The sequence below is a fragment of the Bradyrhizobium sp. 190 genome, from assembly GCF_023073415.1.
Classification (GTDB): domain Bacteria; phylum Pseudomonadota; class Alphaproteobacteria; order Rhizobiales; family Xanthobacteraceae; genus Bradyrhizobium.
The window spans coordinates 1-24983 of the sequence record NZ_JADPJL010000034.1 but is presented as its reverse complement, the minus strand read 5'-3'; the positions used below and the strand labels follow the sequence as shown (position 1 = coordinate 24983).

General features: G+C 63.6%; 18 protein-coding genes and 1 pseudogene. 16 read left to right on the top strand and 3 right to left on the bottom strand.

The features are described 5' to 3' along the window. Positions 1-7: 7 nt before the first annotated feature. From IVB22_RS20210 to IVB22_RS20190, 5 genes are all read left to right on the top strand, one after another. Positions 8-1252 (top strand): ABC transporter substrate-binding protein, encoded by a 1245-nt coding sequence (locus IVB22_RS20210; protein ID WP_247519039.1) that lies wholly within the window; start codon positions 8-10, stop codon positions 1250-1252. 190 nt (positions 1253-1442) lie between these two features. Next, complete coding sequence (locus tag IVB22_RS20205) at positions 1443-2321, top strand: branched-chain amino acid ABC transporter permease (protein WP_247519038.1); 879 nt, start codon at positions 1443-1445, stop codon at positions 2319-2321. Continuing rightward, positions 2321-3301: a branched-chain amino acid ABC transporter permease gene (locus IVB22_RS20200; RefSeq protein WP_247519037.1), complete on the top strand. Its 981-nt coding sequence runs from the start codon at positions 2321-2323 to the stop codon at positions 3299-3301. Before IVB22_RS20205 ends, IVB22_RS20200 begins: the two co-directional genes overlap by 1 nt. After that, on the top strand, positions 3298-4035 hold the full coding sequence (locus IVB22_RS20195) for an ABC transporter ATP-binding protein (protein WP_247519036.1): 738 nt from the start codon (positions 3298-3300) through the stop codon (positions 4033-4035). Before IVB22_RS20200 ends, IVB22_RS20195 begins: the two co-directional genes overlap by 4 nt. Next, on the top strand, positions 4019-4723 hold the full coding sequence (locus tag IVB22_RS20190) for an ABC transporter ATP-binding protein (RefSeq protein ID WP_247519035.1): 705 nt from the start codon (positions 4019-4021) through the stop codon (positions 4721-4723). The genes IVB22_RS20195 and IVB22_RS20190 overlap by 17 nt, the downstream gene beginning before the upstream one ends. A 128-nt stretch (positions 4724-4851) precedes the next feature. On the opposite strand, the gene IVB22_RS20185 is transcribed toward IVB22_RS20190, so the two are convergent. Then, entirely contained in the window at positions 4852-5511 is a 660-nt protein-coding gene (locus IVB22_RS20185) for an aldolase (protein WP_247519034.1), read from the bottom strand. Between the two features lie 120 nt (positions 5512-5631). Here IVB22_RS20185 and ltnD point away from each other — a divergent pair, with 120 nt between their 5' ends. The 6 genes from ltnD (at position 5632) to IVB22_RS20155 (ending at position 15058) form a co-directional block, all read left to right on the top strand. After that, entirely contained in the window at positions 5632-6546 is a 915-nt protein-coding gene (ltnD, locus tag IVB22_RS20180; protein ID WP_247519033.1) for an L-threonate dehydrogenase, read from the top strand. 379 nt (positions 6547-6925) lie between these two features. After that, complete coding sequence (otnI, locus tag IVB22_RS20175) at positions 6926-7708, top strand: 2-oxo-tetronate isomerase (RefSeq protein ID WP_247519032.1); 783 nt, start codon at positions 6926-6928, stop codon at positions 7706-7708. Then, on the top strand, positions 7705-8982 hold the full coding sequence (gene otnK, locus IVB22_RS20170; protein ID WP_247519031.1) for a 3-oxo-tetronate kinase: 1278 nt from the start codon (positions 7705-7707) through the stop codon (positions 8980-8982). The genes otnI and otnK overlap by 4 nt, the downstream gene beginning before the upstream one ends. A 173-nt stretch (positions 8983-9155) precedes the next feature. After that, entirely contained in the window at positions 9156-10847 is a 1692-nt protein-coding gene (locus IVB22_RS20165; RefSeq protein ID WP_247519030.1) for a methyl-accepting chemotaxis protein, read from the top strand. A 247-nt stretch (positions 10848-11094) separates the two neighbouring features. After that, positions 11095-13125 carry a methyl-accepting chemotaxis protein gene (locus tag IVB22_RS20160; RefSeq protein WP_247519029.1) on the top strand — a complete coding sequence of 677 codons (2031 nt, stop codon included), beginning with the start codon at positions 11095-11097 and terminating at the stop codon, positions 13123-13125. A 232-nt stretch (positions 13126-13357) separates the two neighbouring features. After that, entirely contained in the window at positions 13358-15058 is a 1701-nt protein-coding gene (locus tag IVB22_RS20155) for a methyl-accepting chemotaxis protein (RefSeq protein ID WP_247519028.1), read from the top strand. A gap of 85 nt (positions 15059-15143) precedes the next feature. Here IVB22_RS20155 and IVB22_RS20150 read toward each other — a convergent pair whose 3' ends face one another. Beyond that, positions 15144-15434 carry a hypothetical protein gene (locus tag IVB22_RS20150; RefSeq protein WP_247519027.1) on the bottom strand — a complete coding sequence of 97 codons (291 nt, stop codon included), beginning with the start codon at positions 15432-15434 and terminating at the stop codon, positions 15144-15146. Between the two features lie 113 nt (positions 15435-15547). Here IVB22_RS20150 and IVB22_RS41635 point away from each other — a divergent pair, with 113 nt between their 5' ends. From IVB22_RS41635 to IVB22_RS20130, 4 genes are all read left to right on the top strand, one after another. Beyond that, positions 15548-16480 (top strand): helix-turn-helix domain-containing protein, encoded by a 933-nt coding sequence (locus tag IVB22_RS41635; protein WP_247519026.1) that lies wholly within the window; start codon positions 15548-15550, stop codon positions 16478-16480. A gap of 258 nt (positions 16481-16738) precedes the next feature. Then, positions 16739-18487, top strand: coding sequence for a methyl-accepting chemotaxis protein (locus IVB22_RS20140; protein ID WP_247519025.1), 1749 nt, complete (start codon positions 16739-16741; stop codon positions 18485-18487). A 169-nt stretch (positions 18488-18656) separates the two neighbouring features. After that, positions 18657-21836, top strand: a complete 3180-nt coding sequence (locus IVB22_RS20135) for an efflux RND transporter permease subunit (RefSeq protein WP_247519024.1) — start codon at positions 18657-18659, stop codon at positions 21834-21836. Next, a complete protein-coding gene (locus tag IVB22_RS20130) occupies positions 21826-23022 on the top strand; it encodes an efflux RND transporter periplasmic adaptor subunit (RefSeq protein WP_247519023.1) in 1197 nt (398 codons plus the stop codon). The genes IVB22_RS20135 and IVB22_RS20130 overlap by 11 nt, the downstream gene beginning before the upstream one ends. A 145-nt stretch (positions 23023-23167) precedes the next feature. On the opposite strand, the gene IVB22_RS20125 is transcribed toward IVB22_RS20130, so the two are convergent. Further along, positions 23168-24682, bottom strand: coding sequence for an acetyl-CoA acetyltransferase (locus IVB22_RS20125; RefSeq protein WP_247519022.1), 1515 nt, complete (start codon positions 24680-24682; stop codon positions 23168-23170). 108 nt (positions 24683-24790) lie between these two features. On the opposite strand from IVB22_RS20125, the pseudogene IVB22_RS20120 reads away from it, so the two are divergent. Beyond that, positions 24791-24983 (top strand): annotated as a pseudogene (locus tag IVB22_RS20120) (IS110 family transposase); the annotation flags it as partial.

Below are 24983 nucleotides of genomic sequence, written 5' to 3'. Positions count from 1 at the left end.
TATCGCCATGAACATCACGCGCCGAAACGTACTGCTTGGAGCCACTGCTGCCGCAGCGCTCGGCCCGATCGCCGCCCGCGCCCAAACTACCGAAGTGGTGATCGGTGTGATCTATCCGTTCTCCGGCGCCAGTGCCCAAATGGGCGTCGATGCCCAGAAGTCGTTCGAGACTGCGCTCGACATCATCAACAAGAACCATGATTTCGATCTGCCGCTGGCGAAGGGCGAGGGGTTGCCCGGCTTCGGCGGCGCCAAGATCCGCCTCGTGTTCGCCGACCATCAGGCCGATCCGCAGAAGGGCCGCGCCGAGACCGAACGCCTGATCACCCAGGAAAAGGTCTGTGCCGTCATCGGTACCTATCAGAGCTCGGTCGCGGTCACCGTCAGCCAGGTTTGCGAGCGCTACCAGATCCCGTTCATCTCGGCCGACAATTCCTCGCCGAGCCTGCATCGCCGCGGCCTCAAATTCTATTTCCGCGCCGCTCCCCATGACGAGATGTTCTCGGCCGCCATGTTCAATTTCTTCGACGTGATGAAGAAGAAGGGCGCCAAGATCGACACGCTGTCGCTGTTCCACGAAGACACCATCTTCGGCACCGATTCCGCTAACACCCAGCTCAAGCTGGCTGCCGATCGCGGCTACAAGATCGCAACCGACATCAAGTATCGCTCCAATTCTCCGTCATTGTCGGCGGAGGTGCAGCAGCTCAAGACTGCGAACGCCGACGTGCTGATGCCCTCGAGCTACACCACCGACGGCATCCTGCTGGTCAAGACCATGGCCGAGCTCGGCTACAAGCCGAACGCGATCGTTGCCCAGAACGCCGGCTTCTCCGAGAAGGCGCTGTATGATGCGGTCGGCGACAAGCTCGAAGGCGTGATCTCGCGCGGCAGCTTCTCGCTCGATCTCGCCGCCAAGCGGCCGATGGTCGGCAAGATCAACGCCATGTTCAAGGAGAAGTCGGGCAAGGACTTCAACGACCTTACGTCGCGGCAGTTCATGGGCCTGCTCGTGATGGCTGATGCCATCAACCGCGCCAAGTCCACCGACGGCGAAAAGATCCGCGAGGCGCTGGTGGCGACCGACATCCCGGGCGAGCAGACCATCATGCCGTGGAAGCGCGTCAAGTTCGACGAGCTGGGCCAGAACAACGACGCCGATCCGGTGCTGCTGCAATATATCGGCGGCAAGTTCGTCACCATCTTCCCGCCGCAGGCCGCCATCGCTGAGGCTGTCTGGCCGATGAAATAAGCCGTCGCTTCTTAGAGAGACATCACAAGCGCAGCGTCGTCCCTGCGAACGCAGGGACCCATACGCCGAGGAGCATCGGTTTCATCGTGGCCTCACGTCCTTCTTTCAAATGTGACTCCGGTGGTTATGGGTCCCTGCGCCCGTGCGCAATGCGCACTAGGCAGGGACGACCTGCGATGGAGGTATCCCGATGACCGCCGAGACTATCATCCAGAGTCTGGCGAGCGGTCTCCTCATGGGGCTGCTCTACGGTTTGATTGCCGTCGGGCTCGCGCTGATCTTCGGCCTGATGGACGTCGTGAACTTCGCCCATGGCGAATTCCTGATGATCGCGATGTATGCGACGTTCTTCCTGTTCGTGTTCTTCGCGATTGACCCCTTGCTGGCGGCGCCGCTGGTCGCTGCGGCGCTGTTCGTGTTTGGAGCGGTGGCCTATCTGTTGATCGTGCGGTTTGCGGTCCGCGCCAAGGCCAACGCCGGCATGGTGCAGATCTTCTCGACGTTTGGATTAGCGATCGTCATGCGCGGCGTGGCGCAGTTCTTCTTCACGCCGGACTACCGCAGCGTTACGCATTCATGGCTCGGCGGCAAAACAGTTTCGGTTTTCGGCATTTTCCTGCCGGTGCCGCAACTGGTGGGCGCCCTGGTCGCGATCGCCGCATTCGGTGCGCTTTACCTCTTCATCAACCGCACCGACTTCGGCCGCGCGCTGGAAGCGACCCGCGAGGATGCCGGCGCGGTGGCGCTGGTCGGTATCGACAAGAACAAGGTGTTTGCGCTGGGCTGGGGCCTCGGTGCGGCGCTGGTGGGCCTCGCCGGCGCCGTGATGGCGATCTTCTTCTACATCTATCCGGACGTCGGCGCTTCGTTCGCGCTGATCGCCTATGTGACGGTGGCGCTGGGCGGCTTCGGCAGCGTGTTCGGCGCCTTCGCCGGCGGCATCATCGTCGGCCTCGTCGAGGCCACGACCGCAATGCTGCTGCCGCCTTCGCTCAAGGCGGTCGGCATTTACGCGGTCTATCTCCTCGTCGTCTTCATCCGGCCGCGCGGCCTGTTCGGGTCGATGTGATGGATACGAATTTCGCCAGAAGCCGCCGCCGCGACCTCATCGTCGCATTTTGTCTTGCCGCTGTCGCAGCCGTGGTGCCGCTGTTCGTCAAGGACTCCTACGTCCAGAACATCATGGTGCTGACGCTGATGTGGGGGGCGCTGTCGCAGAGCTGGAATATCCTCTCCGGCTATTGCGGACAGATCTCGCTCGGTCACGCGCTCTATTTCGGGATTGGCGCCTATACCACGACGCTGCTGTTCACCAAGTTCGGCGTCTTGCCGTGGTTCGGTATGCTCGGCGGCGGCGTCATCTCCGCGGTCATTGCCATGGCGCTCGGCTATCCCTGCTTCCGCCTGCGCGGGCATTACTTCGTCATCGCCACCATCGTCATCGCCGAGATCGGGCTGTTGCTGTTCCACAACTGGGATTGGGCAGGCGCGGCAATGGGCATCGAGATTCCCGTGCGCGGCGACAGCTGGCTGAAATTCCAGTTCCCGCGCAGCAAGCTGCCGTATTTCTACTTCGCGCTGGCGCTGGCCTGCGTTGCCTGGTTCGTCACCTGGTGGCTGGAAGATTCCAAATGGGGCTATTGGTGGCGCGCGGTGAAGGACAATCCGGACGCCGCTGAAAGCCTTGGTGTCGTCGTGTTCAATTCCAAGATGGGCGCAGCGGCGGTATCGGCGTTCCTGGTCGCGATCGGCGGCAGCTTCTATGCGCAGTTCGTCTCTTATATCGATCCCGAGAGCATCATGGGCTTTCACATCTCGCTGCTGATGGCGCTGCCCGCGGTGTTGGGAGGCATCGGCACGCTGTGGGGGCCGATGCTGGGCGCCGTCATCCTGATCCCGCTGACGGAATTGACGCGGTCCTACGCCGGCGGCTCCGGCCGTGGCGTCGACCTGATCGTCTATGGCGGCCTGATCATCGCGATCTCGCTGGCGCGGCCGCAAGGGCTGGTCGGTCTGTTCTCGCCCAGGCGCAAGGAGGCGGCCCGATGACGACGACGCCACTCCTCGAAACCCGCGGTGTCTGGCAGCGCTTTGGCGGCCTGATTGCGAACAGCGACGTCTCGATCTCGGTCGGACGTGGTGAAATCGTCGGCCTGATCGGTCCGAACGGCGCCGGCAAGTCGACGCTGTTCAACCTGATCGCGGGCGTGCTGCCGCCGACGCAAGGCTCGATCATCTTCGACGGCGAGGACGTCACCGCGTTGCCGGCGGCGGAACGCTGCCAGCGCGGGGTCGGCCGTACCTTCCAGGTCGTGAAGAGCTTTGAGACCATGACGGTCATCGACAATGTCATCGTCGGCGCGCTGGTCCGCACCACGGTGATGCGCGACGCCCGCCGCAAGGCGTATCAGGTGCTGGAGTTCTGCGGCCTGGCCGCGCGGGCCAACGTGCTCGCCAGCGATCTGGTGCCTTCCGAAAAGCGCCGGCTCGAAGTTGCGCGTGCGCTGGCGACCGAGCCGAAATTATTGCTGCTCGACGAAGTGCTCACCGGACTGACGCCGGTCGAAGCCAAAACCGGCGTCGAGCTGGTGCGCAAGGTGCGCGATACCGGCGTCACCGTGCTGATGGTCGAACATGTCATGGAAATCGTGATGCCGCTGGTCGACCGCGCCATCGTGCTCGACCTCGGCAAGGTGCTGGTCGAGGGCAAGCCCACCGACGTCGTTCGCGATCCGAAAGTCATTACCGCCTATCTGGGGGATCGTCATGCTGTCGGTGCATGAAGTCACCACTGCCTATCAGGGCCTGGTCGCGATCTCGGCGGTCTCGATCGAGGTGGCGAAGGGCGAAATCGTCTGCGTCGCCGGCGCCAACGGCGCTGGCAAGTCCACATTGCTGAAATCGATCGCCGGTGCGGAACGGCCGCGCTCCGGCACCGTCTCGTTCGACGGCACCAGGATCGACGGCATGGCGCAGCACGTCATCACCTCGCGCGGCATTGCCTATGTGCCGGAAAACCGCCGGCTGTTTCCGCGGCTGTCGGTGCGCGACAATTTGCGGCTCGGCAGCTACCTTTTTCGCGGTCAGAGCAACCGCGACGAGCCGCTCGACCTCGTATTCCAACTGTTCCCGCGCCTGCAGGAACGGCTGGAGCAGCGCGCCGAAACGTTGTCCGGTGGCGAGCAGCAGATGCTGGCGATCAGCCGCGCGCTGATGACACGGCCACGGCTGTTGATGCTGGACGAGCCCTCGCAGGGCATCATGCCGAAACTGGTCGATGAAATCTTCCAGGCCGTGAAGCGCATCCGCGACGCCGGCATGACCGTGCTGATCGTCGAACAGCGCATGTCGGAATGCCTGGAGATCGCCGACCGCGCGTACATCCTGCAAACCGGCCGCGTCCTGATGCAGGGCAGTGCCGCGGACATCCGCGTCAATCCGGATGTCAGGAAGGCTTACCTCGGACTGTGATGCACCGGGGAGAGAGCGTCCTGGATTTCTCCGTCATGCCCGGGCTTGTCCCGGGCATCCACGTCTTGCTTTCTCACCGCGTCAAAGACGTGGATGGCCGGGACAAGCCCGGCCATGACGAGGAGGCGCTAGTCGTGCCCATGCTCCGGCAGCGTCAGCCCGAACACCTTCGTCAAATCCTCTACCTGCTCCGGTGACAGATAGCGCGGGTTCAGCCCACGCAGCAGCAGGTACAGTTTCGCCGTCTCTTCCAGTTCCTCGATCGCGTAGACGGCAGCCTCCAGTGTATCGCCAGACACCACCGGCCCGTGGTTGGCCAGCAGCACGGACGAGTATTTCCCGGCCAGTCCCTTGATAGCGTCGGCCACTGCCGGATCGCCGGGCCGGTAATACGGCACGAGCGCGGTGTGGCCGCATTTCATCAAATAATATGGCGTCATCGCCGGCAGCGCGGCGCGGGGGTCAATCTCGGGCAGCATCGACAACGCCACCGAGTGGGTCGAATGCAGATGCACCACAGCGCGTGCGGCGGTGCGGGTCTGGTAGAGCGCGGTGTGGAGGGGGACTTCCTTGGTCGGCGCATCGCCGGAAACCAGTTTTCCGTCGGGGCCGAGCCGCGACATCCGCGCCGGATCGAGCGAGCCCAGCGAGGCGTTGGTTGGTGTCACGAGCCAGCCGCCGTCGTCGAGTTTCACGCTGATATTGCCCGAGGAGCCCGGCGTCAGCCCGCGCTCGAACAGCGAGCGGCCCAGGCGGCAGATTTCCTCGCGGATCCTTGTTTCGCTCATGAACTGAACCCCGTTTTAAAACCTTGTCTCACGCTTTGGCAGCGCGGCCAAGCCGTGATACCCAGAGGCAAGGCCGCCGGCCAATGGCGGCTAGAATGAAGCCAATTGAGGGACCGCCGCATGCCAGAATCCGCCAAACCGCGTGTCGCCGTCATCGGGCTGGGCTCGATGGGCTATGGCATGGCGACTTCGCTGCGCCGCGCCGGGCTCGAAGTGACCGGCTGCGACGTCTCGGCGGACTCCGTGGCGCGGTTCGTGGCCGACGGTGGCAAGGGCGCCGGGACGCCGGCGGAAGCGGCGAAATCGGCCGACATCGTCGTCAGCGTGGTCGTCAACGCCGCCCAAACCGAGACCATCCTGTTCGGCGCCAATGGCGTCGCTGAAACCTTGGGCAAGGGCGCGGTGTTCATCTCATCCGCCACCATGGACCCCGACGTCGCCCGCCGGCTCGCCAAACAGTTGGAAGCAACCGGGCGGCACTACCTCGACGCGCCAATTTCCGGCGGTGCGCAGCGCGCGGCGCAGGGCGAACTCACGATCCTCGCATCCGGCAGTCCGGCCGCCTTTGCCAAAGCCCGTCCCGCACTCGATGCGATGGCCGCAAAACTTTACGAGCTTGGCGATGACGCAGGCCAAGGCGCCGCGTTCAAGATGATCAACCAGTTACTCGCCGGCGTCCACATCGCCGCCGCCTCGGAAGCAATCGCGTTCGCCGCCAAGCAGGGCCTCGACATCCGCAAGGTCTACGAGGTGATCACGGCGTCTGCCGGCAATTCCTGGATGTTCGAGAATCGCATGCCGCATGTGCTCGACGGCGATTATTCGCCGCGCAGCGCGGTGGAGATCTTTGTGAAAGACCTCGGCATCATCCAGGACATGGCGCGCTCGCAGAAATTCCCGGTGCCGGTCGCCGCCGCCGCGCTGCAGATGTTTCTGATGACGGCCGCATCAGGCATGGGCCGCGACGACGACGCCTCGGTGGCGCGGATGTACGCCAAGGTCACCGGCACGCATCTGCCGGGTGAGCCGAAGTAGCCGGAAGCGACAATCCGACCGAGGGGCGCAAGATGCCGACTGAAGTTGCGAAATCTACCCTTCTTATCAGCGGGCCGCGCTTCTACAGTCAGGCGGACGAGGATCATTTCTTCGCATGGCTTCAATCAATTCCCGAAATCGAGAAGGTAACGGGAGTTGTACGCGACCTGGAACTGACTGTCCGCCGTCCAATGGACAAAGAAAGTCTCCGCGATCTCATTGCGCTCATGAGGAGGTACAATTTGGATCGCGGCCCCCTTAGGCCTTTATGTGCCGAGCAGACGGACGAATACTTTCGGAACAGTTGGATGGTCTCAGGTTGAGTCACGTCCTATCAAGATGCAACTCTTCAGAGCAATGATTAGCGAGATCAGGACCCATGCCCCGCTTTGCCGCCAATCTTTCCATGATGTTCACCGATGTGCCGTTCCTTGATCGCTTCGAGGCTGCGGCGAAAGCAGGCTTCACCGCGGTCGAATTCCTGTTTCCTTACGACCACCCGGCCGAGGCCGTCGGCGAACGGCTGAAAAAGAACGGCCTGACGCAGGCGCTGTTCAATTTGCCGCCGGGCAATTGGGACGCCGGCGAGAAAGGCTTTGCCGCGCTGCCGGAGCGCTTTGACGATTTGAAGCGAAGCCTCGAGACGGCGCTTCCTTACGCGAAGGCGACCGGCGTCAAGCGGCTGCATCTGATGGCGGGTATCGCCAACCGAAGTGAGCCGAAAGCCGTCGAGCAGTTTTATAAATCGGTGGCGTGGACGGCGGAATTCTTCGCGCCCCACGGCCTCGACGTCGTGATCGAGCCGATCAATGCCCGCAACGTGCCCGGTTATTTCCTCAACGATTTTGGCTTCGCGCGCGACCTGATCGCCGAGCTGAAGATCCCGAACCTGAAACTGCAGTTCGACATCTATCACTGCCAGATCATTCATGGCGACGTCACCATGCGGCTGCGCGAGATGATGCCGATCACAGGACACGTCCAGATCGCCAGCATCCCCTCGCGCAATGAGCCCGACGGCGAGGAGCTGAACTATCCGTTCCTGTTCGCTGAACTCGACCGGCTCGGCTATGGCGGCTTCGTCGGCTGCGAATATAACCCGCGCGGCAAGACCACTGACGGCCTCGCCTGGTTCAAGCCCTATGCCGGAGTGAAGCCGTGAAACTGTCCTTGGGCTGCATTGCCGACGACTACACCGGCGCCTCCGATCTCGCCAACACGCTGACGCGTCAGGGCCTGCGCACGGTGCAGACCATCGGCGTACCGTCGGACGACCTCGCGCTGCCGGAGGTCGACGCGGTGGTGGTGTCGCTCAAGAGCCGCTCGATCGAGGCTGATGTTGCGGTCGATCGTTCGCGCGCGGCGGAGAAATGGCTGCGCGGCCGCGGCGCCGGCCACGTGCTGTTCAAGATCTGCTCGACCTTCGATTCCACCGATGCCGGCAATATCGGCCCCGTCATGGACGCGCTGCGCGCCGATTCCGGCGACGCCATCGTTCTGGTGACGCCGGCCTTCCCGGAAACCGGCCGCACCGTCTATCAGGGGAATCTGTTCGTAGGCGCCGTGCCGCTGAACGAAAGCCCGCTAAAGGACCATCCGCTCAACCCGATGCACGATTCCAATCTGGTGCGGGTGCTGGCACGCCAAAGCCAGACCAAAGTCGGGCTGGTCGATCTGGCGACGCTGGCGCGCGGCGCGGACGCGGTTCGTGGGCGTCTCGCCGATCTTGCGGGCAAGGGCATCGGCGCTGTTATCATCGACGCCGTGTTCGACCGCGACCTCGAAACCATCGGCGGCGTCGCGCTGGATCATCGCCTTTCAGTCGGCGCGTCCGGCATCGGCCTGGGTCTCGCGCGGGCGCTGGTCGCCTCCGGCAAGGTCAAATCGGCTGCCGCGGGCGCGGTCTCCGGCACGCCGGTCGGCGGACCGGCGGCGTGCCTGGCTGGGAGCTGTTCGCAGGCGACGTTGGCGCAGATTGCGAACGCCGAAAAGACCATGGCCGTGCTGCATCTCGACCCCGAACAGATCATCGCCGGCCCCGGCGAGGTACGGCGGGCGCTGGCCTGGGCGACCGACCGAATCAGCGGCGGCCCGATCCTGATCGCCAGCAGCTCGACGCCGGATCAGGTTGCAGCTCTGCAATCTCGGCATGGCCGCGATGCAGCCGGACATGCCATCGAGCAGGCGATGGCCGATATCGCCGAGGGCCTGGTGCGCACAGGCGTGCGGCGGCTGGTGGTCGCGGGTGGTGAAACTTCAGGCGCCGTCGTCGATCGCCTGCGCATTCCCGGATTCCTCGTAGGCGCAGAAATCGCTGCAGGAGTGCCGGTTTTAAGCGCTGTCGGCGCCGACAGAGGCGAGATGTTGCTTGCCCTGAAATCGGGCAATTTCGGCGGGCCCGAGTTTTTTTCCGACGCGCTGAAGCTGATGCGCTGACCGCTTCGCCGGCATTCACCTCCCGGTAAAATCGGCCAGCATCGGTATTTTAGTCAACGTGCGTTAACTCAACCTGAGGCAGCATCGGTTTTGATGTTGGCAAGGCGTCTCCGTTTTCCCGCCTTGCCGCCATCCGGCGTGCCCCGCGCGCCCAAAACCAAGAGATTCCTGCCATGCTCGCCAAATACTCCATCCGCACCAAGATCATCGCTGTGGTGGCGTTCCTGCTCGTCGCGATGACGGGCATGGGCCTGCTCGCCGTCCGCAACATGCGGGCCATCAACGCCAACACGGTGGACATCGCGACGAGCTGGATGCCGAGCGTCCGCGTGCTCGGCGACTTGCGCGCCAGTGTCATCACCTATCGCAACGTGATCCGCGAGCACATGCTGGCTGAGACGCTGGAAGAAAAGCTGGCGGCGGAAAAGACGCTGGCGAGCGTCATCGAGTCCAACACCAAGATCCGCGCGGCCTATGAGCCGTTGATTACGTCTCCGGAAGAGCGCGCGCTCTACGCTCAGTGGTCTCAGCTCTGGGACAAGTATCGCAAGGGAACTCAGGAGGTCATGGAGCTGTCCCGCAAGGCGGCCGGCCAGATTCCGACGGAAGCGAACGACTTGAACAACACCACCGTGAACAAGGTCGGGCTCGACGCCGACGCCGTCCTGAAGAAGGATATCGACCTCAACAACGCGGGCGGCGACAAGGCGGCGCAGGAGGCCGCCGACAATTATGCATTCGCTTTCATGATGCTCGCGACCATCCTGGGTGTGGCCGTCATCACCGGTATCGCCGTCAGCTATTATCTGGTTCGCGACGTATCTGATGGCATCGCCTCCATCGCCACCCCGATGCAGGCGTTGGGCCAAGGCGATTTGAGCGCGGATGTGCCGCATCAGGGCGAAAAGACCGAAATCGGCGCGATGGCGGACACCTTGCGGGTATTCAAGCAGGCGCTGATTGCCAAGAAGGCCGCCGACGAGGCCGCAGCCACCGACGCCGAAGCCAAGATCGAACGTGGCCGGCGGGTCGACGGCATCACCCGCAATTTCGAAAACGTGATCGGCGAGATCGTGCAGACGGTGTCGTCGGCTTCGACGCAGCTCGAAGCCTCCGCCGGCACGCTGTCGGCGACAGCCGAACGCTCGCAGACGCTGACATCAACCGTGGCCTCGGCTTCCGGGGAAGCCTCCGCCAACGTGCAGTCAGTGGCGTCGGCGACCGAAGAGCTTTCTTCGTCGGTGACCGAGATCGGCCGTCAGGTGCAGGAATCGGCGCGGATGGCGACGGACGCGGTCGGTCAGGCCCGCGTCACCAACAACCGGGTCAGCGAATTGTCCAAGGCGGCGGGCCGGATCGGCGACGTGGTCGAACTCATCAACACCATCGCCGGCCAGACCAACCTGCTCGCGCTCAACGCCACCATCGAGGCGGCGCGCGCCGGTGATGCGGGCCGCGGCTTTGCGGTCGTGGCGTCGGAAGTCAAGGCGCTGGCCGAACAGACGGCAAAGGCCACCGGCGAAATCAGCCAGCAGATTGCCGGCATCCAGGGCGCAACCCAGGAGTCCGTGAGCGCGATCAAGGAAATCAGCGGCACCATCGAAAGGCTGGCGGAAATCTCCTCGGCGATCGCGGCTGCCGTGGAAGAGCAGGGCGCAGCAACGCAGGAAATCTCCCGCAACGTGCAGCAGGCGGCCAGGGGCACCCAGCAGGTCTCAACCAACATCACCGCTGTGCAGCGCGGCGCCAGCGAGACCGGCGCGGCCTCCTCGCAGGTGCTTTCGGCGGCGCAGTTGCTGTCGGGCGACAGCAAGCGTCTCAGGCTCGAGGTCGGCAAGTTTCTGGAGTCGGTTCGGGCAGCCTGACAGCCGGCCGGCGTCAGGCGAAGGGTCCGGCTCCAGGCAAGGGGAACCGGGCGCTTTCGCGTTTGGCGCGAAGTCGGCAGCACTACAACCCGACTGGATATTAAGTAGTTGCACGCAAGCGGAAATTAACCGGTCCCCGCTACGCTGCTCGCGCATCTCCGGGATTCGCGCGTGAAGGTTGCCGGTTCCTTTGCGCCGCAAATTTCACCTCCGGAAAACTGCTTCAGAAGAATTTGGGGTCGTCGACATGATCAAGCTCAACCGTATCGGAAACAAACTGGGCTTGGCCGGGGCGGTCGGCGTCTTGCTGGCGATCGGCATGGTGGCCAACCAGATGGTCACCGAATCGAAGATCGAGGATTCCAGCGATCGCGCCACGCGATCGCAGCAGGTGGCGAATAATGCGCTCGCCGCGCATATCGACCTGCGCAAGATTCAGCTTGCCGCTGACGACGTCCGCCTGGCGAGAACTCGCGCTGAAGTCGAAAAGGCCCTTGCCGATCTGCAGCGCCACAAGGCGAGCGCGGCAAAGGAGCTGGAGGCGGCGCTGGCAATAGCCCAGCGGCCGGAAGCCAAGGAACAGCTCCAGAAGACCAAGGCGTTGATGGAAGGCTTTGCCGCGGCAGTGGAAGATCTCGCGAAGGCGCAGACGACGCTGCTGGCGCAGATCGAGAAGCGCTCGGTCGTTTCCGAAGAATGGAACAAGTCGGTCGATACTCAGATGAAGTTGCCGGCCATGCAAAAGCTGGACAACCGCCTCGAGATCGAGCGTTTGTTGTTTCAGGCCGATGGCAAGGTGAACGCGCTGCGGGCGAATGCCTGGAAGCTCGGCGCTACCGGCGAGGCCAACCTGGTCACGGAGATGGCCAAGACCGAGGCCTCGCTCAAGGATGTCTTCAACAAGTTGCGTGGCGAAGCCGATGATCGGGATTTGCTGGTCGTGGTCAGCAACCTTTCCTCGATCGTGAAGCGCTTCCTGGCCGCCAATGAGGAGGCCGTCAAGACCGAGCAGTCGAAGAGCGAGATCATCGCCACCCGCACCGTCAAGGCCGCCGCTGACGTCGCCCACCTGATGGAGACGACGGTCGAGGGCGCGCAGAGGGATGCGAAGATCTCCAAGGACGCGGTGATGTTCGATACCGAGCGCGCCAACCAGATCAACCTGATCATGGCGATCATCGTTGTCGCCTCGCTGATCGCCTCGGTGGTGTTCTCCTTCCTCGGCGTCGCGCGTCCGATGACGCGGCTGAACGGTGCGCTGGGCAGGATGGCCGGCGGTGATCTCGACGTCGAAATTCCCGGCGCCGGCCGCGGCGACGAAATCGGCGACCTCGCCAAGACGGTGACCGTCATCCGCGAGAACGCCGAGCACAAGGCGCGCGAGGAAGCCGAAGCCAAGGTCGAGCAGGACCTGGTCGCGGCGAAGCGGCGCAAGGCCGAAATGATCAAGCTCGCCGACGATTTCGAAGGTGCGGTCGGCAATATCGTGGAGACGGTGTCATCGGCATCGACCCAGCTCGAATCCGCCGCCGGCACGCTGACGACGACCGCCGAACGCGCCCAGGAGCTGACCACGATGGTCGCCGCGGCTTCCGAGGAAGCCTCCACCAATGTGCAGTCGGTGGCCTCCTCCACCGAGGAGATGGCGTCATCCATCACCGAGATCGGCCGTCAGGTTCAGGAATCGGCGCGGATGGCCAATGAGGCCGTCGATCAGGCCCGCACCACCAATGGCCGGGTCAGCGAACTGGCGAAGGCGGCCGCCCGCATCGGCGCCGTGGTCGAACTCATCAACACCATCGCCGAACAGACCAACTTGCTGGCGCTCAACGCCACCATCGAGGCGGCGCGCGCCGGCGACGCCGGCCGCGGTTTCGCCGTCGTGGCGTCTGAGGTAAAGGCGCTGGCCGAACAAACCTCGAAGGCGACCGGCGAGATCGGCCAGCAGATCACCGGCATCCAGGCAGCGACCGAGGAGTCGGTCGGGGCGATCCAGGCGATCAGCAGCACCATCGAAAAGCTGTCGGAGATCTCCTCGACCATTGCCGCCGCCGTGGAAGAGCAGGGCGCGGCCACGCAGGAAATCTCCCGCAACGTGCAGCAGGCCGCCCGCGGCACCCAGCAGGTCTCCGCCAACATCACCGACGTGCAGCGAGGCGCCGGCGAGACCGGCACGGCCTCTTCGCAGGTGCTCTCCTCGGCGCAGTCGCTGTCGTCGGAGTCGAGCCGCCTCAAGGCCCAGGTCGGCAAGTTCCTGAATTCGGTGCGGGCGGCGTAAGCAGCCGACAGGCCGCAAGTCAAAAAGGCCCACCTCTAAACCAAGGGGAGGGCTTTTTGCTGTTCGTGAACCCCCAGATGAAACTTGCCTGAGGCACCGACCGCGCAAGGCTCCGATTATTAATAAAACCCAGTATATCTACTGAGTACAAAATTAACGGGAAGAAAGCGGCCGACATATACGATTCCGCGAAATGGGGCGCACGACATCCGTCGTCGCGTGGAGATCAAGCATGTTTGGAACGATACGCCGGGCCAGGATGACGGTTGGCCGAAAGATCTACGCTCTCATCTGCCTCAGCTTCATCGGGCTTCTGGGCGTGACCTTTCTCGAGTCGCGGGAACTGGCATCGGCCCTCGACCAGCAGAAGCAGATCGAGCTGCGGCACCTCGGCGACCTCGCGCTAGGCATCATCAAGGAAGAGCATGCCGCGACGCAGAAGGGCGGCGTTTCGGACGCCGACGCCCAGAAGCGCGCGATGGCGCGGATCGGGGCGCTCCGCTACGGCAACAACGATTATTACTGGATCAACGATATGCATCCGAAGATGGTGATGCATCCGATCAAGCCGGAAATGAATGGCAACGATCTGTCGAGCTACAAGGATCCGAACGGCAAGCTGCTGTTCGTCGACTTCGTCAATACGGTCAAAAAGAGCGGCTCAGGCTTCGTTCCCTATGAGTGGCCCAAGCCGGGCTTCGACAAGCCGCAGCCGAAATTGTCCTACGTGGTCGGCTTCGCGCCGTGGAACTGGGTCGTCGGCACCGGCGTCTACATCGACGACCTGAAGGCGCAGACCTGGGCTTCGACCCAGCGCTCCCTGATCGCTGCCGGCGCGATCCTGCTGTTTATGCTCGTGGTGTCGATCTTCGTGGCGCGTAGCGTCACCGGCCCGCTGCAACGGATGACGGTCGCGATGAACGATCTCGCCAGCGGCAACCTTGCCGTCGAGGTGCCCGGCGTCGGACGCGGCGACGAGGTCGGCGAGATGGCCAAGGCCGTCGAGATCTTCAAGAGCAATGCCGTCGCCCGTCAGACGCTGGAGACCGAGCAGCGCGAGGCGGAGATCCGCGCGACGAGCGGCCGCAAGGCAGACATGCACAAGATGGCCAACGATTTCGAAGCCGCCGTTGGCCAGATCGTCGAAGCGGTGTCGTCGGCATCGAGCCAGCTCGAAGTATCCGCGGGCACGCTGACCGCGACCGCGGAGCGCGCGCAGGAGCTCACGACCGCAGTCGCGGCAGCCTCCGAGGAAGCTTCCACCAACGTACAATCGGTTGCCTCCGCCACGGAGGAGATGGCCTCGTCCGTCACCGAGATCAGCCGCCAGGTGCAGGAATCGGCGCGGATGGCCAATGACGCCGTTGATCAGGCGCGTGTCACCAACGACCGCGTCAGCGAATTGTCGAAGGCGGCAACCCGCATCGGCGACGTTGTCGAACTCATCAATACCATCGCGGGCCAGACCAACCTGCTTGCGCTCAACGCCACCATCGAGGCGGCGCGCGCCGGCGAGGCCGGCCGCGGTTTTGCGGTCGTGGCTTCCGAAGTGAAGGCGCTGGCGGAGCAGACCGCGAAGGCGACCGGCGAGATCGGACAACAGATTACCGGCATCCAGGCGGCAACCCAGGAGTCGGTGAACGCAATCCAGGCCATCAGCGGCACGATTGAAAAATTGTCGGAGATTTCGTCGACCATTGCGGCCGCCGTGGAAGAGCAGGGCGCCGCGACGCAGGAAATCTCCCGCAACGTGCAGCAGGCGGCGGCGGGTACCCAGCAGGTGTCCTCCAATATCGGCGACGTGCAGCGCGGCGCCGGCGAAACCGGATCGGCGTCCTCGCAGGTGCTTGCGGCGGCGCAATCGCTGTCGGGCGACTCCAACCGCCTCAAGCTTGAGGTCGGCAGGTTCCTTGACTCGGTGCGGGCGGCCTAATCGTACTGACTATTCGGTCCGAAGCCGGCGCCTCCTGCCGGCTTTGCGACCGCCGATGGTTGCGAATCAGAAGCGCAGGCTGCCCTCAGGCAGCCTGTTGTTCGGCTGCACGAGGAGCGGGAAACATCCCTAGATCGTAAAATTGCGATTGCGGCATTGGCCGACCAATCGCCCTGAGTGAAACTGATGGCGAATGCGGCCAACGAATTTCCGAGATCGGGAAAACTTGGTAATATGGACGGGCATTGTGAAGATCTGATGCCAGAAGATCTGATGCCATGTGTTCTGCGTCAATGAAGACGAGCCAGAACTCAAGACGCTTCATTCGATGGCAGGGCGCATCGAGGCGCCCGTCCGCCATGGTCAAGTTGCGCATACGATCCCTCTCAATTCCGGCTAGCGCTTTTTTTCGTTGTTGCGACGATCGCTACCGACGGCTCGGATGACCGCCGCGTGTCGTTGCTTGATGAACTAGTTGAGTCTGACTTCGTGAAGATCAGCCGGTCTCCGGATATCGATCATTTCCGGAGTATCGAAGCGTTGGGGGAAGCCAACAGCATTCCGCTCGATTATCGGGACTTCGCCGCATCGTTCGCATCGCTGAGGCTGAAGTCCTGCACGATCTATCTGCAGCGGACATTTCCGCGAATCCTTCAGATTCAATATTCCACGTCCGGAGCGATCATCGGCCTGTTGATGGACGATGCGGCTTCGCTGACGCTGAACGGTGTGGAGGGCCGCGCGCCGGCACTCCTGCTGGTCAAGGGCAGCGCGCAGTGCGAGATCGTGGAGCAGCGGGCCAATCTGGTCGCCTTGGTGAATTTCGATTCCGTCGACGATCGCGGCTGGCCGGGTGAACTCGGCCGCGCTCAGTTGATCGCGACGGAACCCGCCAAGTTCGAGGCGCTTCGCACGACGTTGCGCGATGTCCTGATCCTTGCGTCGCATTCACCCGATATCCTCGATCAGCCTGATGTGATCGAGAGTGTTGAAGAATCGGTCCTGCAGGCGGTCGATCTGGTGATGGCTGCCGCATCGCCGGCGCCCGAAGGCAAGCGCTTGAGCCTGAGCCATTATCTGGCGCTGGTCCGGAAATTCGACGAGTTCGTCGCGCTCAACGCCGGCAAGACGCTGTACAGCGCCGACGTGGCGCGACAGCTTGGGGTCTCGGTCCGCACGCTGCATAACGCCGTGGTTGCGATTCGCGGCATGAGCATGCATCGTTATATGCGGCTGCGGCGGCTGTGGAGCGTGCGTCAGCAACTGCTGCGGGGGACGTCGCTGCAATCGATCAAGGCGGTCGCACTCGTGAACGGCTTCTGGCACATGGGCGAGTTCACTGCGCTGTATCGCGAGTTGTTCGGCGAAACGCCGCAGCAGACTTTGTCTGCGGCACGTAAGAATACGGACAGTCAGTCGTGATACCGGCGAAGCGAGCGGCGATACCGTAGTTCTACGATTTCCTCAAGTATCTCCGCTTAGCCACTGATTAACCATCGTATGAAACCTTAGCGGCATGAGTGTCGCTCTGTGGCGAAGCCGCCGCAGGAGCCCTTCGTTCGCAACGAACCGGCTCGTCCGACTATCCGGCCCGACGCTTTTCAACCGTGATCCCGCTGCGCGGGAAACAACGGCATCCCTGCGATTTCGCTGACACTGCTGCTTTCAAGGACGCCCATCATGTCGAGCATCACCCGCTTCGTTCTGAATCTATCCATCGGCGCCAAGCTCGGCATCGCCTCGGGCCTCGGCGTTCTGCTCGTCGCCACGATGGTGACCGTCCAGATCCGGTCCAACGCGGCGATGCGCGATCTCGACGCGCGGATGGCCGGGCAGCAGACGATCGCGCGGGATGCTGCGGAGGCAAAGGCGTCGATCGCGGCTATGCAGGTCGGTGTCCGGGATCTTCGTCTGGCCAATAGTTCGGCTGACCTGCAAAAAGCGAGCGACGGTGTCGCTGCCCGCGTGAAATCAGTGAGCCATTTCGCCGACGAGATGCTCAAACTGTCCAAGTCCGCCGAGAATCGTGCCCGCATCGAGAAACTCAAGGCGAGGGCGGCAGATTATTCGAAGGGCGCTCAGCAGATCGCGGCTGTTCGCGGCGAATCAATCGCGGTGGGCAGCGGCGCCGACGTGGCTGCGAAGGTCGCAAAGCTGAACGACGAAGTCATGCGCATCGCCCGCGAAGTCACGCTGCCGATCGTTGCCGAACTCGAGCCACTCGCCAACCAGATCGCCGAATTCGCCAAGCACAACGTGGAAGAACAGGCTGCACAGGGAGCCCGGGAAATGGCTACGGCGGAGTGGGAATCCCTGGCGTTGGGTATCGGCACGGTTCTGTTGCTGATCGTATCCAGCATATTTTCTTTCTTCACGATCTCCCGGCCGATGCACGCATTGAGCGTGTCGATGGACGAACTTGCCGGCGGCAATTTCGCAGTAGTGCTACCCGGCCTCGGACGCAAGGACGAGCTTGGAGCCGTGGCCGGCGCCGTCGAGAAATTCAAGGTCGTTTCGGAGCAAAAGTCCCGCGACGAGGCGGAAGCCAAGATCAAGCAGGATCAGATCGCGGCCCAGCAGCGCAAGGCCGATATGGTCCGGCTGGCGGATTCCTTCGAGACGGCGGTTGGCGAGATCGTCGAGACCGTGTCGTCGGCCTCTACCGAACTCGAAGCTTCCGCCGGCACACTGACGGCAACCGCCGAGCGCGCCCAGCAGGTGACCACGATGGTAGCCGCGGCCTCGGAGGAGGCTTCCACCAACGTGCAGTCGGTGGCATCGGCGACGGAGGAACTGTCTTCCTCGGTTAACGAGATCAGCCGCCAGGTCCAGGAATCGGCGCGGATGGCCGGCGAAGCCGTCGACCAGGCGCGCCACACCAATGAACGCGTCAGCGAATTGTCGAAGGCAGCCGCCCGCATCGGCGACGTGGTCGAACTCATCAACACCATCGCCGGCCAGACCAACCTCCTGGCGCTCAATGCCACCATCGAGGCCGCGCGCGCCGGTGAAGCCGGCCGCGGCTTTGCCGTCGTGGCCTCCGAAGTGAAGGCGCTCGCCGAACAAACCGCAAAGGCCACCGGCGAGATCGGCCAGCAGATCACCAGTATCCAGGGCGCAACCCAGGAATCGGTGAACGCGATCCAGGCAATCAGCGGGACCATCGAAAGGCTGTCGGAGATCGCATCGACGATAGCAGCGGCGGTGGAGGAGCAGGGCGCGGCGACGCAGGAAATCTCCCGCAACGTGCAGCAGGCCGCCCACGGCACCCAGCAGGTTTCCTCCAACATCACCGACGTGCAGCGCGGCGCCAGCGAGACCGGCTCTGCGTCGTCGCAGGTGCTCTCCGCGGCGCAGTCGCTGTCGTCGGACTCCAACCGCCTCAAGCTCGAAGTCGGGAAGTTCCTGGATACGGTGCGGGCGGCCTGACGAGGTCGGCCGCGGCTCCGGCATAGGAGCTATGCCGGGGAAGTGACGGGCGGCTGTGCTGCAGGAATTGGCCTTTTTGCCCTGTTTCGGCTAAATCAGCGCAATCGAACTGGGCTCTTTGCAGCGCCAGTTGCCATCCCGCCGCGGGGCCCCGGGGAATGCCACTTACATGATCGCGCTGGTCCGTATCGCGCTGAGCAGGCCGTATACGTTTGTCGTGCTCGCATTGCTGCTGTTGATCATCGGACCGCTGGCGGCGCTGCGCACGCCGACCGACATCTTTCCGGACATCCGCATCCCGGTCATCGGGGTGGTCTGGAACTATACCGGCCTGCCGCCGGACCAGATGTCGGGGCGCATCATCACGCCGTTTCAGCGGGCGCTGACCACGACGGTCAACGATATCGAGCACATCGTCGCCAATTCCTACAACGGCATTGGAATCGTCAAGATCTTCTTCCAGCCCAATGTCGATATCCGCACCGCCAACGCCCAGGTGACGGCGATCTCGCAGACGATGATCAGGCAGTTGCCGCCCGGTGCTACGCCGCCGCTGATCCTGAATTACAGCGCAGCCACCGTTCCGATCATCCAGGTCGCGCTCTCGGGTGAGGGGCTGACCGAGCAAAATCTCGCCGACATCGGGATCAATCAGCTCCGCACGCCGCTGGTCACCGTGCCCGGTGCCGCCATTCCCTATCCGTTCGGCGGCAAGCAGCGCCAGGTTCAGATCGACCTCAATCCGGCCGCGCTGCAGGCCCGCGGCCTGTCGGGACAGGATGTCGCCAATGCGCTGGCCGCGCAGAACCTGATCACCCCGGTCGGTACCCAGAAGATCGGCCAATTCGAATACATCATCCAGCTCAACAACTCGCCGCTTCGGATGGAAGAGCTCGGCGGATTGCCGATCAAGACCGTCAACGGCGCCATGGTCTATATTCGTGACGTTGCTTCCGTGCGCGACGGCAACCCGCCGCAGACCAACATCGTTCACGTCGACGGCAACCGTTCGGTGCTGATGATGGTGCTGAAGGCGGGCGCGACCTCGACGCTCGATATCATCGCCGGCATCAAGCAGAAGGTGATCGACGTCAGGGACCAGCTTCCGGAGACGTTGAAGATTGGCTTCATCGGCGACCAGTCGGTGTTCGTCCGCGGCGCGATCGAGGGCGTCGCCGTCGAAGGCGTCATCGCCGCGCTCCTGACCAGCGTGATGATCCTGCTGTTCCTCGGAAGCTGGCGTTCGACGGTCATCATTGCCGTTTCGATCCCGCTGTCAGTGCTCGGCGCCATCATCATGCTGTCGGCGATCGGCGAGACGCTCAACATCATGACGCTCGGCGGGCTGGCGCTGGCGGTCGGCATCCTCGTCGACGACGCCACCGTCACCATCGAGAACATCAACTACCATCTGGAGCAGGGCAAGCCGGTCGAAACGTCCATCCTTGACGGCGCCAACCAGATCGTGACGCCGGCCTTCGTATCCCTGCTGTGCATCTGCATCGTGTTCGTGCCAATGTTCTTTCTGCAGGGCGTTGCGCGCTTCCTGTTCGTGCCGATGGCCGAAGCAGTCATGTTTGCGATGATCTGGTCGTTCATCCTGTCGCGCACGCTGGTGCCGACGATGGCGAAATATCTCCTCAGGGCGCATGTCCACCACGACGGCGAACCGCCGCCGTCGCGCAATCCGCTGGTGCGCTTCCAGCGCGCCTTCGAGGCGCGGTTCGAGCGCGTTCGCGGCACCTATCACGATCTTCTGTCAATGGCGCTGGCACGGCGGCCGCTGTTCGTCACCGGTTTCCTCGGCGTCGTTGCGCTGTCCTTCCTGCTGGTGCCGTTCCTCGGCCGCAACTTCTTCCCGGCGGTGGATGCCGGCAACATCCTGATGCACGTCCGCACCCAGATCGGCACCCGCGTCGAGGAGACGGCCAACCAGCTCGCCGACGTCCAGAAGGCGATCCGCAAGATCATCCCGCCCGGCGAGATCGACACGCTCACCGACAATATCGGCATGCCGATTTCCGGCATCAACATGACCTACAACAACACCGGCGTGATCGGCCCGGCGGACGGCGACATCCAGATCAAGCTCCGGGAAGGTCACCGTCCCACGGATGAATACGTCCAGGCCCTGCGTGAGCAATTGCCGCGACTGTTTCCCGGCATGAACTTCTCGTTCCTTCCGGCCGACATCGTCAGCCAGATCCTGAACTTCGGCGCGCCGGCGCCGATCGACCTGCAGATCCGCGGCGCCAACCTCGAAGCCAACTTCGCTTACGCCAACAAGCTCTTGAGCCGGATCCGCCGGATTCCCGGCATCGCGGACGCGCGCATCCAGCAATCACCCAACAACCCGACCTTCAACATCGACGTCGATCGCACGCGGGCGCAATATGTCGGGCTGACCGAGCGCGACGTCACCAACAGCCTCGTCGTCAACCTCGCCGGCAGTTCACAGGTCGCGCCAACCTTCTATCTCAACCCTGACAATGGCGTGTCGTACTCGATCGTGATGCAGACGCCGCAATACAAGATGGACTCACTCAGCGCCTTGCAGGCGCTGCCGATCACCGCCAGCGGCAATCCGCAATCGCCGATTCTGGGCGGCATTGCGGACGTAAGGCGTTCGACGTCGAGTGCCGTGGTTTCCCAGTACGACATCCAGTCGATGGTTCAGATCTTTGCGACGCCGCAGGGGCGCGATCTCGGCGCGGTCGCTGCCGATGTCAGGGCAGCGATGGCGGACACGGCCAAGGACGTGCCGAAGGGATCGTCGGTGGTGCTGCTTGGCCAGGTCGAGACCATGAACAGCGCGTTTTCCGGCCTGCTGTTCGGACTGCTTGCCGCCGTGGTGCTGATCTATTTCCTGATCGTCGTGAACTTCCAGTCCTGGTCCGATCCTTTCGTGATCATCACGGCGCTGCCGGCGGCACTCGCCGGCATCGTCTGGATGCTGTTCACGACCCAGACCACGCTCTCGGTGCCGGCGCTGACCGGCGCGATCATGTGCATGGGCGTGGCCACTGCCAACAGCGTGCTGGTGATCAGCTTTGCCCGCGAGCGCTACGAACAGCTCGGCGATCCCGTCGCGGCCGCTCTGGAAGCCGGTTTTGTCCGCTTCCGTCCGGTGTTGATGACGGCGCTTGCCATGATCATCGGCATGACGCCAATGGCGCTGGGTCTCGGCGAGGGCGGCGAGCAGAACGCCCCGCTCGGGCGCGCCGTGATCGGGGGGCTGATTTTTGCGACGATTGCTACCCTGATGTTTGTCCCTGTGGTGTTCAGCATGGTACACAAGAAGCAAGGCGCCCAAGCCGCCGCCCCGTCGGAGATGCCGCATGCCCACTGAACCGCGCCCGCCGGTCTCGCATCGGAAACTGGGCATATTCGGGGTTGTGGCATTGATCGGCGCGGCGCTGATCGTCGCCACCGGCATTCGCGCCCGCGAGGATTCCAGCGCGAAACTGAAGGAATGGACCGACGCACAGGCGGTCCCGTCCGTCGCCGTCGCGCTTCCCAGCGGGAAGGCGCTCAGTCCTACCATCGATCTGCCGGGTCGGCTGGAAGCCTATTCGCGCGCGCCGATCTTCGCACGCGTCAGCGGCTACCTGAAGAGCTGGAGCGCCGATATCGGCGCTAAGGTGAAAGCGGGCCAGGTGATTGCCGAGATCGAGGCGCCGGACCTCGACCAGCAATTGCTGCAGGCGAGGGCCGATCTCGCCAGTCAGCAATCCAGCGCGCGTCTGTCCGAAGCCACGTTGAACCGGCGCAAGACTTTGCTCGCCTCGAATTTCGTCTCGATGCAGGAGATCGACGAACGCACGGCCGATCTCGCCAACAAGAAGGCCGCCGTCAATTCCGGCCAGGCCAATGTCGAGCGGCTGGAAGCGCTTGCCGGCTACAAGAAGATCACGGTGCCGTTCGACGGCGTGGTCACCTCGCGCGAGACCGATGTCGGCGCGCTGATCAATGCCGGCGGCGGCGCGGGCCCTGCGATGTTCGTCGTCTCCGACATCACCAAGTTGCGCGTTTATGTGAACGTGCCGCAGAACTACGTGCCCGCGATCAGGATCGGCGCCAAGGCGGTGCTGACGATGCCGGAATATCCGAACCGCACGTTTGCGGCCACGGTGGAGGCATCCTCGCAATCGGTCGACGTATCTTCCGGCACCACGCGCATGCAGCTCGCGCTCGACAATGCGAACGGCGAGCTGATGCCGGGCGGCTATGCCAGCGTCCGCCTGCCGCTGCAGCGCGATGCCGTGCCGCTGCATATCCCCGCAAGCGCGCTGATCTTCAACAAGGACGGTCTGCGGGTCGCCACCGTCGGTCCCGACGACAAGGTGTTGTTCAAGACCGTGACCATCGCGCGCGACCTCGGCAGGGAGATCGAGCTTGCCTCCGGCCTTGCAGCCGACGACCGAGTTATCACCGCGCCGCCGGACGGTCTCGCCGACGGCGACGAGGTTCGCGTGGTCGGCGCCAAGGACGGCAAGCCCACGACCGCCTCCGAAAAGCAGGACGTGAAGGGGTAGAGGGCTTTCGCGCGACGTAGACCGTAGGGTGGGCAAAGGCGCCTTGCGCCGTGCCCACCATCCATCCGGGATTGTCGCCGAGAACGGTGGGCACGCTTCGCTTTGCCCACCCTGCGAATGTGCTCCCGGCAATGCCAGGCGGGGGCTACCCCACCCGCCACTCCAGCACGCTGTCTTCGGCCGTGACGATATTGCCGACCGATCCGACCGGCGTCCGCTCCATATTTAGTAGATGCACGAGCGTCGCTGAGTCCGTGGCGGGAATGCGGGCCAGCGCCCGCGCATCGGCTTCGGTGCGCAGCATCACCACGCCGTGCTCGACCTCGCCATTGCCCTTATAGATCACGGTAAAACTCTCGACCTTGCCCTGGCCTGACGCTTCGGTGACGAAGTCCGGCACCTTGCGACGGCTGCGGTCGGCTTCGGCCTGTACGCTGGTGTCCTGCGCGAACGCCTGCTTCGGCGCCTCGCGCGACAGCACCAGCCCGTGATGCTTGGTGACGAAGCCCCCCTGGCCGTAGAGCAGGCCGAGCTTGCCGCCCTGACGCAGCTTGCGCACCATCGCGACGGCGGCGTGCGTCATATAGGTATTGAGCGGCGCGCCGAAGAAGGTGAGGCCGCCGGTTACCGTCGGCTGCACATCGGGGCCGAGGCCAAGCGTTCGCCGTGCCATCTTGGGCACGCAGGGGAAGCAGCTATAAAGCTCGATGGCGTCGAATTTCCTGCCGTCACCCTCGGCCAGATCCATCACGGCCTTCAGAACCGCGTTCTGCGGATGGCTTTCGTAGAACTGGTCCCTGACAAGATAATCGCGCGGCTCTTCCGCCGAGGCGCCGCCGATCGGATAGATCAGGCGATCTTCGGGCACTCCGGCCGCCCGGGCCTTTGCCAGCGACGTCAGCAGCACCGCGCCGCCCATGTTCACGGTCGGATTGGCCACCATCAATTTTGTATAGGGCCAGGCGATCAGCCGGTTTTCCGGCGTCGGCGTGGTGATCTCGTCTGGCGCAAAACGCTTCTTCAGCCATGAATTTTCATTCTCGGAAGCGACGCGCGCGTAAGTCGACCACAGCGCGCCGGATTCCGCCAGCGCCTCGCGCGGGGTTTGGCCCCAATGTGCTGACGTGGCGGATTCATACAGCGGATAGACCGTGATGGGGCGGAACACACCGAGCTTCACCGCCATCGGCTTCTGGAACGCCGCGCCGCGCTTCGGCTCTTCGACGTCATGGGCGAACGGCGTCCATGGCAGCGCGATGCCGCCACGCTCGGCCTTGGTTGCGGTGGATTGCGCCTCCGCGCCGCACACCACGGCCACGCCGCATTCGCCGCGCGCGATGCGCTTTGCCGCTTCGTGGATATAGCGGATCGGGCTCTCGCCGCCGACCGGGCCATAATAGCAATGCGCCGGGCTGGCGCCGAGCCGCGCGGCGAGCTGCTTTTCGGGATCGCGGTAGCGCCAGCTCAGGAAATTGACGACGTCGAGCGAGCCGAGTTCGCCGAGCAGTTTTGCCCCGCTGTCCGCTTCCGCGCGCCGCACGGCTTGTTCGAGCAGCGCCAGCGGCTCGAGGCCGGCGGCGATGTCCTTCGGTCGGTCGACGATCTCGCCGACGCCGACGATGACGGGAATGCGGTCTTCGGGGAGGAGGGTGGTGGACATTTTTTCTTGTTCTCTTTCTGGAAATTCAGACTCGTAGATTCCATGGGGCGGTGAGCGTGTCCCTTCCGATAGGTTTGGGTTTCCACACTCGAACCATCGGAGCGTCAGATGCAAGCATCGACCGTAGACACGCCCACCGCCGGCCATTGTTGCACGATTTTCGTTGCAATCGAACTGAGTCAGAAGGCTTGGCTGGTGACGCTGCACAGCCCGGACCGGGACCGGATCTCGCGTCGGACGCTTGAGGGCGGTGACGATGCCGGGTTGCTGGCATTGCTGGAGGGCGTCCGGACGCGGGCGG

Excerpts from the sequence above, each read along its gene's own strand:
- IVB22_RS20210 (WP_247519039.1), top strand. The coding sequence starts at position 8 with ATGAACATCACGCGCCGAAACGTACTGCTTGGAGCCACTGCTGCCGCA.
- IVB22_RS20205 (WP_247519038.1), top strand. The coding sequence starts at position 1,443 with ATGACCGCCGAGACTATCATCCAGAGTCTGGCGAGCGGTCTCCTCATG.
- IVB22_RS20200 (WP_247519037.1), top strand. The coding sequence starts at position 2,321 with ATGGATACGAATTTCGCCAGAAGCCGCCGCCGCGACCTCATCGTCGCA.
- IVB22_RS20195 (WP_247519036.1), top strand. The coding sequence starts at position 3,298 with ATGACGACGACGCCACTCCTCGAAACCCGCGGTGTCTGGCAGCGCTTT.
- IVB22_RS20190 (WP_247519035.1), top strand. The coding sequence starts at position 4,019 with ATGCTGTCGGTGCATGAAGTCACCACTGCCTATCAGGGCCTGGTCGCG.
- IVB22_RS20185 (WP_247519034.1), bottom strand. The coding sequence starts at position 5,511 with ATGAGCGAAACAAGGATCCGCGAGGAAATCTGCCGCCTGGGCCGCTCG.
- ltnD (WP_247519033.1), top strand. The coding sequence starts at position 5,632 with ATGCCAGAATCCGCCAAACCGCGTGTCGCCGTCATCGGGCTGGGCTCG.
- otnI (WP_247519032.1), top strand. The coding sequence starts at position 6,926 with ATGCCCCGCTTTGCCGCCAATCTTTCCATGATGTTCACCGATGTGCCG.
- IVB22_RS20165 (WP_247519030.1), top strand. The coding sequence starts at position 9,156 with ATGCTCGCCAAATACTCCATCCGCACCAAGATCATCGCTGTGGTGGCG.
- IVB22_RS20160 (WP_247519029.1), top strand. The coding sequence starts at position 11,095 with ATGATCAAGCTCAACCGTATCGGAAACAAACTGGGCTTGGCCGGGGCG.
- IVB22_RS20155 (WP_247519028.1), top strand. The coding sequence starts at position 13,358 with ATGTTTGGAACGATACGCCGGGCCAGGATGACGGTTGGCCGAAAGATC.
- IVB22_RS20150 (WP_247519027.1), bottom strand. The coding sequence starts at position 15,434 with ATGCGCAACTTGACCATGGCGGACGGGCGCCTCGATGCGCCCTGCCAT.
- IVB22_RS20140 (WP_247519025.1), top strand. The coding sequence starts at position 16,739 with ATGTCGAGCATCACCCGCTTCGTTCTGAATCTATCCATCGGCGCCAAG.
- IVB22_RS20135 (WP_247519024.1), top strand. The coding sequence starts at position 18,657 with ATGATCGCGCTGGTCCGTATCGCGCTGAGCAGGCCGTATACGTTTGTC.
- IVB22_RS20130 (WP_247519023.1), top strand. The coding sequence starts at position 21,826 with ATGCCCACTGAACCGCGCCCGCCGGTCTCGCATCGGAAACTGGGCATA.
- IVB22_RS20125 (WP_247519022.1), bottom strand. The coding sequence starts at position 24,682 with ATGTCCACCACCCTCCTCCCCGAAGACCGCATTCCCGTCATCGTCGGC.